Source organism: uncultured Clostridium sp. (genome assembly GCF_947036855.1).
GTDB lineage: Bacteria > Bacillota > Clostridia > Clostridiales > Clostridiaceae > Sarcina.
In genome coordinates this window covers 1-9,912 of the sequence record NZ_CAMQRY010000092.1, presented here as the reverse complement: position 1 = coordinate 9,912, position 9,912 = coordinate 1, and the positions used below count along the sequence as shown (strand labels likewise).

Here is a 9,912-nt window from a genome sequence, read left to right as displayed (position 1 = left end):
ATTTATAAAAACAAAGAGAAATTTGTAAAAAAATAAAAGTATTTTTATTAGATAATGGTAAAATTTTAATCTAATTATTGAAAAAAAATATGTTATAATAATAAAGTAGAATAAGCATGTAATAGGAGGAGTTATGTTAAAGAGTATTTTTAAAACACAAGACGTAAATCAGATAAGCGAAGAGGAAAGATTACGAGAAGAAGATAGAAAAAAAAGATTAAAGAAATTTTTAAGAAAAGCAACAATTGATGAGATAAGAAACCCAGGTATGTATAAAACCCTAATGAGAGTAAGGGATTTAGCAGAAGATGAGGTTAAGGTAATTGATTCGTTAGATGTTGAAAAGTGGATTAATAAACTTGTTTTTAATAGAGCTCAAATTATTGATGTTTATTGTGTTAAAGAGAAGAATAATATAAAAGAATATGTAGTAACTTACTGGGAAGTTGTTCCACCAAGAGATTGGGAAGCAAGAATCCAGAATACAATTCATTAAATATAAAACGCATTCTTTTAAAAAGAATGCGTTATTTTTATAATAAAAATAGCTTGAAATTAAAATTTAAAATAAAAGCATAAAAAGAACCATCCTAGAAAAAATCAAGGATGGTTCTTTTTATGATTAACAAATAATAATTAAGCTATATTTTTAGCTGCCATATTTGCTGCATGAATTTTTCTCCAACACATGTACCCGTAGATTGCATTAGAAGTGAATTGTATCCACATCATAGCTCCTGAAATCGCACTAGCTGTAACGCTTCCAGTTTCTATTATTGATACTATGAATAATACTATTCCAAGTGAATCAGATATAATCCATAAGTACCATTGTTCTATAAATCTGTTAGTAGCAAGTACAACTGCTGAAACAGTTAATGTTGCTGTAAGAGAGTCTAGCATGAATTCTTTATCATGTTTAATAGTCATATCGAATAATGCTTTAAAGATATCTGGTAAGTGATTTACAAATGTTGCATATGCTGACCAGAATACTACGAAGAATACAAGGAATATTAACCAATGCTTCTTCTGCATTTTTTTAGCTTGTACTGTTTCACCAGTAGAGTTTTTACTCCATGAATAGTAACCAACAATTTGCATTGGTAACATATAAATAAGGTATAGAGAAACTTCTCCATATAAATGTCTTGTAAGTGAAACATAAATATAAGCTGCGACGTTGATAAATCCCCATACATAAGCCCATTTTTGACCTCTAGCTGTATAAATTGCTGCAAATAATCCAGCAAGTGTAGATAAAAGTGGTATAAGAGATTCTATACTAAATAAAGTACTAGATGATTCTCCTGTAAAAAGTGGACTTAAGAATACGATCATATTTACTACTAAGAAAAATATGAAATATATCTTGTGGAATTTAGAAAATGATTTAAAAAATTGCATGGTTTTAAAAAGCCCCTCTCGAATATGTAATTATTATTTTGTGTGTTATATGCACTCTGCTTTAACACATTAACGAGAATTTTACATAGTTTTAATACATATTTCAATAGAAAATGAACAAATTATTAATTTTTATAAAATAAATAATTGGTAAACCTTTACCATTGATAAATTTTCAAGGGATTATTTGGAGGAAAAGTTATTAAAAAGAATTTAATTGATATTATTGTTAAAGTTGGAATTATATAAGATATGATTTTTTTCATTCATTAAAAATGGGTTAAAAAAATATTATAGTAGGAATTATGAGTGATGTCAATAAAAAAGAAAAATAATACTAGAAATTAATTTAAGTTAGAAAAAAAGAAAAGAAAGTTTACTCATAATAAACTTTCTTTTCTTAACTAATTTAAATCTAATCTAATCATTTAATCTATTATATAACTAATCTAATCTTTTTTATGCAAGGTCTAGTGAGTCTACTACAGATGGACTATCTTCAAAATTCTCAGTAGAAGCATTTTTTCTGTTTTGTAGTTTTCTCCAAACTATAAAACCGTATATTGAGTTAATTGTGAATTGACACCACATCATTGCTCCAGATAAAGCTGAAACTTCAAAGCCACCATGATGAATTAGTGAGGAGATGTAAAGTACAATTCCAAGTACATCAGCCACAATCCATAAGTACCATTGTTCAATATATCTATTAGTAGCAAGAATTACTGCACACACTGTAAGTGTTGCTGTAAGTGAATCAAGTAAATATTCTTTGTCATGAGGAATAGATAATCCAAATGCATTATCAAGTATTGTTGGCAAATTAAACACTAGAGTTGCATATGCAGCCCAAAATATAACAAAGAATAGGGCAAAGGTAATCCAGTTTTTCTTTGTCATTTTTTTAGCTTCAACTGTTCCGCTAGATGATTGTTTTGCACTTTTTCTCCAAATATAAAAACCTACAAATTGCATTGGAAGCATATATAAAATATATAATAAAACTTCTCCATACATATGTCTTGATGTTGATACAAAAATGTAAGAAACTACATTAAATAAGCCCCATACATAGGCAAGTACCTGCCCCCTAGCAGTATATATTGCTGCGAATATTCCTGTTAAAGATGAGATAAGTGAAATTATCATAATTGGTGAAATTGCTTCATTCAAGCTTTCAGCTTGTCCGATATGTAATAAGAATAATCCAATGTTAAATAAAAAGAATACTAAGAAAAATATTTTATGAAACATTGAAAAGTTTTTAAAAAATTGCATTGGTTGTCCTCCTCATAACAATGAGTTTATCATTCGTATTTTTTCTGCTTTTAGTATTATGTAAATTATGAAAATGTTTTCAAACACTACAAAGTAATTGTAAACTATTTTTAACTATTTTGCAACTAAATTAAATAAAAATAAAATAAATGGCTTTAATAGGAGGGTTCTATTTTAAGAGATATTAACAAAAAGTTACAAAATAAATTTTAAGGAGATGAGAAAAAGTTTTTGACAGGAAAATTGAAAAGGCTACGACTATAATAGTACAAGGTATTATAAAGATGCTCACATAAGAATTTTAAGGGGAAATAAGTAAAAAGGAGAACATATGAGTAATAATGAAAAAGCAAAAAAGGGAAGTAGTTTAAGTATAAGTGGATGTAAGTTAGCATTAAAGTTTTTAACTCGAGATAAGATAGCAAGTTTTTATTTGATTTTATCAACAATAATAGCGTATACATCATTATTTATATTATTTAATGTTTGTTATCTTGAAGGAAGAGCAGATGAGGGGGGAACACTTGGTATTATAATATTTATATCAGCATTTATATCATCATATCTATTTTGGTATATAAATAATATGTCTTTAGAAAACAGACGAAAAGAGATGGCAGTTGAAACAATATGTGGAGTTAGTAAGGGACATATATCAATGTTAGCTATATTTCAACTTATCACTATGTCGGTAATATCAATTGTAATAAGTTTTATTTTAGCTAATATATTAGCACCTATATTTATTAGAATTATTTATTCTTTTAATGGAGAAGTTGCTCCAAATTTAAATTTTTCTATTGAATCAATTTTAGTTCCAATAATTATTATACTGATTCAATTTACATTTGTACTATTTAATAATGCAGGAGTGGTATATAGGTGTGAGCCTATTGATTTATTTAAAAAAGAAAGAAATATGAAATCATTAAGCATATCTGTAAGTGCAGTTAAAATGGGTATATCATTAATATTTATAGAATATATAGGTCTTTTAGGGGTATTTTATTGTGGTATGGTACTTATGATTGATTCAGCACTTATGGGTAAAAAGTACAATAGGAATAACTTTATGATTTTGAAATTTTTAAAGAAAATTTTAGATGGAAGTTTATTTCTTGTAGTTGGATATATTGCAGTTAAGTTTGCAAGTACATCATTTGCAGTAATGGATACTAGTGATTCATATATTATCGCACTTGGGATTATTGGTGTTTCAATGATGATGATTATAGTAACAATAGCTTTTATTTATAAAGTTGTGTTTAGTACCATAGAAAATAAAGATGAGTATAAGATTTTGACTATGATAGGATATACACCTAAAGAAGTTAAAAAAATAGCAAGAAGTGTTACTTTTATATTTAGTTTATTTATAATTTTAGTACCATTATTTGATTTACCAATAGTTATTTTATTTGGTGGTGGATTAGATGGTTATAGGTTAATGTATATAATAGCTCATATAATAGTAAGTATTATTGCAACTGGGATTATATTGAAGATTACAGATAAGTTGCTTTCAGAATATATTAAGTAGTTAAAATGGAGGGGAAATTATGAGTGAGAATATAGATACTTTACAAAAAGGAATTATGGTTGGTGAAAATTTACTAAAGGAATATTGTAAGTATTCGACTAAAGCTGGAAAGCTTGCAGCAGCTACTGTTAAAATAGGGAGTATAAAAGCTGTAGATAATGTAAATATAAGTATTGATGAAGGCGAGTTTATTGCTGTTATGGGACCGTCTGGTTCAGGAAAGTCAACACTTGTTAATCTTTTGTCTACTATGGATACACCTACAAGAGGAAATGTTTATATAGAGGGGAGAAAACTTAGGACAATGTATCAGGAAGAGATTGCACAGTTTAGATATAAAACTATTGGGTTCGTTTTTCAAGAGTTTAATTTATTGAATTTGCTTACTTGTGCAGAGAATATATCAGCTCCACTTGTTTTAAATAATGAAAAAAAGGGAGTTATAGAAACAAAGGTAAAAGAGATAGCTGAAATTTTAGGTATAGAAGATTTACTAAGTAAATATCCAGAGGAATGTTCAGGTGGACAAAAACAAAGAGTAGCTACAGCAAGGGCACTTGTTACAAATCCTAAAATTATTGTAGCAGATGAACCTACAGGGAATTTAGATAGAGCAAGCTCAAAAAGGGTTATGAATTTTTTCAAGGAACTTAATGAGGAGAGAAATATAACTATTCTTATGGTGACACATGATCCTATGATTGCATCATATGCAAAGAAGGTTTTATATCTTAGAGATGGCAAGATAGAAAAATTTGTAGAGAAAAAAGCTAAGACACAAAAAGAATTTTTTGATGAAGTATTAGAACTTGTTTCAGAAGATGCAGTTTTTTAAATGGTGTATAAAAATTCATATTTTAATGTGATATATGAATGTGGCATGTTGTGGGAAATAAGATTTATTACTTTAATATAAGTATTTAAAAAGACTTTTATAAGTCTTTTTTTATTCAAATTAAAGTGAATAAAGATTCAAAATATGAAGTCTATGTAAATTATAGTAAAGAAGAAATCTACTGATTTGTAAGCAAAAGAGGAATTTTACTTGATTTAGGAGGGGAAAGTAAAAATCCACAAATTATGAATGCTAGTAAACATTATTTAAACTATATTGTAAAAGCTTATATCAGATGATAAATTAAGAGTATAAACATCACGAAGGACAAAAAAAGTTTTACTTAGGAGGAGAAATATTATGAAAAAGATAGTTGTTGTAGGAAGTGTGAATATGGACTTAGTTGTAAGTTCAAAGAGGATGCCAAAAATGGGAGAAACTATAATGGGGCAAAAAATTAGTTATCTACCAGGGGGCAAAGGATTTAATCAGGCAGTTGCAGCAACTAGACTTTCAGCTAATGTTTCACTGATTGGATGTGTGGGGACAGATTCATTTTCAGATGTTCTAGTAGAAAAGATGTCACTCGAGGGTTTAAACACTATGGGTATAAAAAGAGATAAAGAGAGCACAGGGATTGCTACAATTTTTAAAGCAGAGGGTGATAATTCAATAATTGTTGTTCCAGGGGCTAATAATAATTGTGATGAGAAGTTTATTGAGGCTAATAGGGGGTTAATCCAAAATGCAGAAGTTCTGGTAACTCAATTTGAGATACCAGAAGAAGCAGTAAGATGTGCATTAAAAATTGCAAAAGAGTCTAAGGTTTATACAATAGTTAATCCGGCACCAGCTAGAAAGATTGATGATGAAACTTTGGAATATACAGATTTTATAACACCAAATGAAACAGAATTTGAGTTTATAGTAGGGCAAGATTTAAGTGATTTAGATGTGCTAAAATATGAAATGCTTAAATGGCAGCGTAATTATAAGACAAGACTTATAGTTACAAGAGGAAAACAAGGGGTTTCATATGTTGAAGATAATATGGTTATAACAGTTCCTTCAGAATTTGTTACAGCTATAGATACAACAGGTGCTGGAGATACTTTTAATGGTGCATTTGCATGTTGTATTGCAGAAAAAATAGAAATATATGAAGCAATAAAGTTTGCAAATAAAGCAGCTGGATTATCTGTTACAAAATTTGGTGCACAGGGTGGTATGCCAACTATTAGAGAAATGGAAGAAGCTTTAAAATTAATAAGTTAATAGTATATATAGTTTTGTGGGGATTATTATATATATTTATAAGTAGCATTGAGAATTTTCAATGCTACTTTTTTTAGTTATATTATAATGAAATGCTAAAATGCACTTGGATTTTCCCAAGTGCATTTTAATATATTTTATTAAAAAGGAGAGATTAGTATTGTTAGGAGAGATTAAAAATGAAAACACAATCAATCAATCAATATAGTGTATTTTATTCAAGTAAACTTTATCTTGTGATTAAATTTAAAAGATAATTATCTATAATATGTGTTAATATTTATAAGTGATAAATAGACAAGTAGTAAGAATAAAAGTGATGAAAGAGAGGCTATTATGAGGAAGATTATTATTGTTGAGGATTCTGAAATTATAAGAGTAGAACTTAGCGCATTTTTAAGTAGAAATGGTTATGAAGTTTATGCAATTGAAAATTTTGAAAATGTTATTTCAGAGATAGAAAATTTAGATGGAGATTTAGTTCTTTTAGATATTAATTTACCTGTTTTTGATGGATATTATATATGTAGAGAAGTTAGAAGAAATTCTGATATTCCTATAATTGTTGTTACAAGTAGAAATAGTGAGCTTGATGAGCTTATGAGTATGAATCTTGGAGCCGATGATTTTGTTACAAAGCCATATAATACTCAGATTTTACTTGCAAGGATTGAAGCGGTTTTAAAAAGGTCTAAAAAAATAAACCATGAGAGTAAAGTTGAGAATAAGCTTATGTTTAAAGAACTTGAGTTTAACCTTGAGAGTGGAGTAATAAAAAACATAAAAACTTTAATGGTAAGTGAAATAAGCAAAAATGAAATGAAAATTTTAATATTCCTTATTAAGAATAAAAATAAGATTGTTTCAAGAGAGGAACTTATGAACTATCTTTGGTCAACAGACTTCTTTGTTGATGATAATACTCTATCTGTTAATATAACAAGACTTAGAAAAAAACTAGATAGTATAAATGTTATAAATGCTATTGAAACGAGACGAGGACTAGGTTACATAATGAATGAGGGAGAGTAAGTAGTAATGAAATTTAGCAGTTATATGTATGATAGGATTAGCTTTTTAATTTTAAATTTAGTTGTATTTTTAACCCTTATATTTACTTTAAGCATAATTGGTTTTAGTTATGAAATTATAATAGTTGTATTTTTACTTTGGTTTATGCCAATTATAATATATATCTTATTTGAATTTTTTAAAATAAGAAAATATTATAATGACCTTATAGATGTAAGTAATAATTTAGATAAGAAGTATCTTGTTACAGAAGTTATAGATGAACCAAACTTTGTAGAGGGACGAATTATTCATGAAGTTTTAAGGAATTGTAATAAATCTATGAATGAAGAAGTTAGAAGTTATAAGCATGAAAATGATGAATATAGAGATTATATTGAGGCGTGGGTACATGAAATAAAAACACCTATTGCATCAGCAAAGCTTATTATCGAAAATAATAAAGATGAAGCAACAAAAAGAATTTCAAAAGAACTTGATACAGTTGATAGTTTTATAGAGCAGGTATTATATTATTCAAGAAGTACAGATGTTAGTAGAGATTATATTATAAAAAAAGTAGAAATAAGAAAAGTAGTTAATGGAGTTATTAGATCAAAAGCTAGTGATTTTATAAATAAAAGGATTCAAATAGAAATTGAGGGGCTTTTAGAAGTTATAGCAATGGATGAAAAATGGCTTAGTTTTATTATAGGGCAAATAGTTCAAAATTCTATAAAATACTCAAGGGAAATAGGAGCAAAAGTTAAAATATCATCAAAGAATATAGAAAATTCAGTTGTTTTAAGGATTGAAGATAATGGCTGTGGAATAGCAAAAGAAGATATTAGAAGAGTATTTGAAAAAGGCTTTAGTGGTGAAAATGGAAGAGTATATGCAAGATCAACAGGAATGGGATTATATATATGTAAGAAACTTTGTGATGGGTTAAGTGTAGGAATATCATTAGAATCTAAAAAAGATGAATTTACAATAGTAAGTTTAGTTATTCCAACTGGAGGGATTTCTAGATTTTAGATATACTTTTATATAAATTTCAATATTCATAATAAAACTACCAATTTTTTAATAAAATATATGGAAATATGCAACTTATTTTCATATATTTATTTAAAAGTGCATTTAGCATGCTAATTTGAGAAGTAAAGCTATTTTTATTTTATTTTTTTAGGGAGTATAATCAAAATGCAATACAACATAATTGCAAACCCATTGAAAACTCTAAAAGTAGATACCGATATAAATAATAATTTAAATATAAAATTTTTAGATTAGTTTTAGGATTTTTGCTAAAACTAATCTAGAATAAATAAAATAAGAAAGGCGTGATATATATGAGAACAACAAAAATGCGTGGAAATGAAGTCCATTTAGTTGGAGATGAAATTAAACTAGGAGATATGTTCCCAAACTTTAAAGCATCAGTAAATGTTGTAGAAGATATGAATTTAAATGATGTTAATGGAGTTAGAATAATTTTAGCTGTACCATCAGTTGATACTCCTATTTGTGATATGGAACTTAAAAAAGTTGCTAGTGAAGTAGCAAGTTTAGATGGAGTTAATTTAATCGGAATTTCAAAAGATCTACCTTTTGCACAGTCAAGATGGTGTGTTGATGTTGAAAATGAAGATATTCATATAGTTTCAGATTTTAAACATGCTAACTTTGCAGAGCTTACAGGAACTTTAATTTTAGAAACAGGACTTTTAACAAGAGCCTCATTTGTCTTAGATAAAGATGGAAAAGTTCAGTTTGCAGAATACCTGGAAGAAATTGGTATGGAACCAAGTTATGATAAAATAATGAAAGTTGCAAAATCTTTAATGTAGTTTAAACTTAATATAGTAAAAAAACCTTAGTGGATAATAAATCTGCTAAGGTTTTTTTGTCGAATCTTACAATTTTGAAAGGTTAGTGAAATGTAAATCAATATGTGAAAGATAAATAAGAAGATATAATAAATCTGTACTAAAGATAAGGGAGTTGAGAATTATGTATTTAAATCTTGCGCTTAAGAATTTAAAAAATAATATGAGAGATTATTTGGTCTATTTTTTTACGATTGCTGTAAGTATTAGTTTATTTTATGCATTTGGAGTTTTAGATAAGTCACATTATCTAATGCAAACTATGGGGATAGTTGCAGATTATGAATTGAGTCAGGTTAATAGTGGATATAATATAGCATCAATCGGTGTTGGAGTTATACTTGCGATAGTTATAATCTATGCTAATACATTCTTTTTAAAAAGAAGAAGAAAAGAAATAGGAGTTTGTTTAACTCTTGGAATGAGTAAAAAAAGCATAGCAGTAGTTATGTTTTTAGAAGCACTTGGGATAGGTGTTATTTCTTTAATTATAGGAATTATACTTGGGGTTGTGATATCACAACTTTTAGCTATGGCAACTTTAAGTCTTGTAGGTATTGGGCTTTCAAAGTATAAATTTATATTTTCATTTGGTGCAGTTGCTAGAACATTTATATATTTTATTATTATTTTTATAATAGTAGGATTTTATAATATCACAAATGTAGCAAATG

At 27.5% G+C, this 9,912-nt stretch carries 10 protein-coding genes; 8 read left to right on the top strand and 2 right to left on the bottom strand.

Annotated features, from left to right (window positions below; all coding sequences use genetic code 11):
• Window positions 1–133 precede the first annotated feature (133 nt).
• Complete coding sequence (locus tag Q0V15_RS09495) at window positions 134–496, top strand: hypothetical protein (RefSeq protein ID WP_297438374.1); 363 nt, start codon at window positions 134–136, stop codon at window positions 494–496.
• A 140-nt stretch (window positions 497–636) separates the two neighbouring features.
• Here the strand turns inward: Q0V15_RS09495 and pnuC (Q0V15_RS09490) are convergent, their stop codons facing one another.
• Together pnuC (Q0V15_RS09490) and pnuC (Q0V15_RS09485) are read right to left on the bottom strand one after the other, a co-directional pair.
• A complete protein-coding gene (pnuC, locus tag Q0V15_RS09490; protein WP_297438372.1) occupies window positions 637–1,407 on the bottom strand; it encodes a nicotinamide riboside transporter PnuC in 771 nt (256 codons plus the stop codon).
• Window positions 1,408–1,866: 459 nt separating this feature from the next.
• Window positions 1,867–2,685: a nicotinamide riboside transporter PnuC gene (gene pnuC, locus Q0V15_RS09485; protein WP_297438370.1), complete on the bottom strand. Its 819-nt coding sequence runs from the start codon at window positions 2,683–2,685 to the stop codon at window positions 1,867–1,869.
• Between the two features lie 331 nt (window positions 2,686–3,016).
• On the opposite strand from pnuC (Q0V15_RS09485), the gene Q0V15_RS09480 reads away from it, so the two are divergent.
• The 7 genes from Q0V15_RS09480 to Q0V15_RS09450 all read left to right on the top strand — a co-directional run.
• Window positions 3,017–4,225, top strand: a complete 1,209-nt coding sequence (locus Q0V15_RS09480) for an FtsX-like permease family protein (protein WP_297438368.1) — start codon at window positions 3,017–3,019, stop codon at window positions 4,223–4,225.
• 19 nt (window positions 4,226–4,244) lie between these two features.
• Window positions 4,245–5,060, top strand: coding sequence for an ABC transporter ATP-binding protein (locus tag Q0V15_RS09475; RefSeq protein ID WP_297438366.1), 816 nt, complete (start codon window positions 4,245–4,247; stop codon window positions 5,058–5,060).
• Between the two features lie 360 nt (window positions 5,061–5,420).
• Entirely contained in the window at window positions 5,421–6,335 is a 915-nt protein-coding gene (gene rbsK / locus Q0V15_RS09470; RefSeq protein ID WP_297438364.1) for a ribokinase, read from the top strand.
• 336 nt (window positions 6,336–6,671) lie between these two features.
• Complete coding sequence (locus tag Q0V15_RS09465; RefSeq protein WP_297438362.1) at window positions 6,672–7,367, top strand: response regulator transcription factor; 696 nt, start codon at window positions 6,672–6,674, stop codon at window positions 7,365–7,367.
• A gap of 6 nt (window positions 7,368–7,373) precedes the next feature.
• Complete coding sequence (locus Q0V15_RS09460; RefSeq protein WP_297438360.1) at window positions 7,374–8,384, top strand: HAMP domain-containing sensor histidine kinase; 1,011 nt, start codon at window positions 7,374–7,376, stop codon at window positions 8,382–8,384.
• Between the two features lie 317 nt (window positions 8,385–8,701).
• Window positions 8,702–9,199 carry a thiol peroxidase gene (gene tpx / locus Q0V15_RS09455; protein WP_297438358.1) on the top strand — a complete coding sequence of 166 codons (498 nt, stop codon included), beginning with the start codon at window positions 8,702–8,704 and terminating at the stop codon, window positions 9,197–9,199.
• Between the two features lie 163 nt (window positions 9,200–9,362).
• Window positions 9,363–9,912, top strand: a 550-nt coding sequence (locus Q0V15_RS09450; RefSeq protein ID WP_297438356.1) for an FtsX-like permease family protein, incomplete at its 3' end; no start/stop codon positions are given.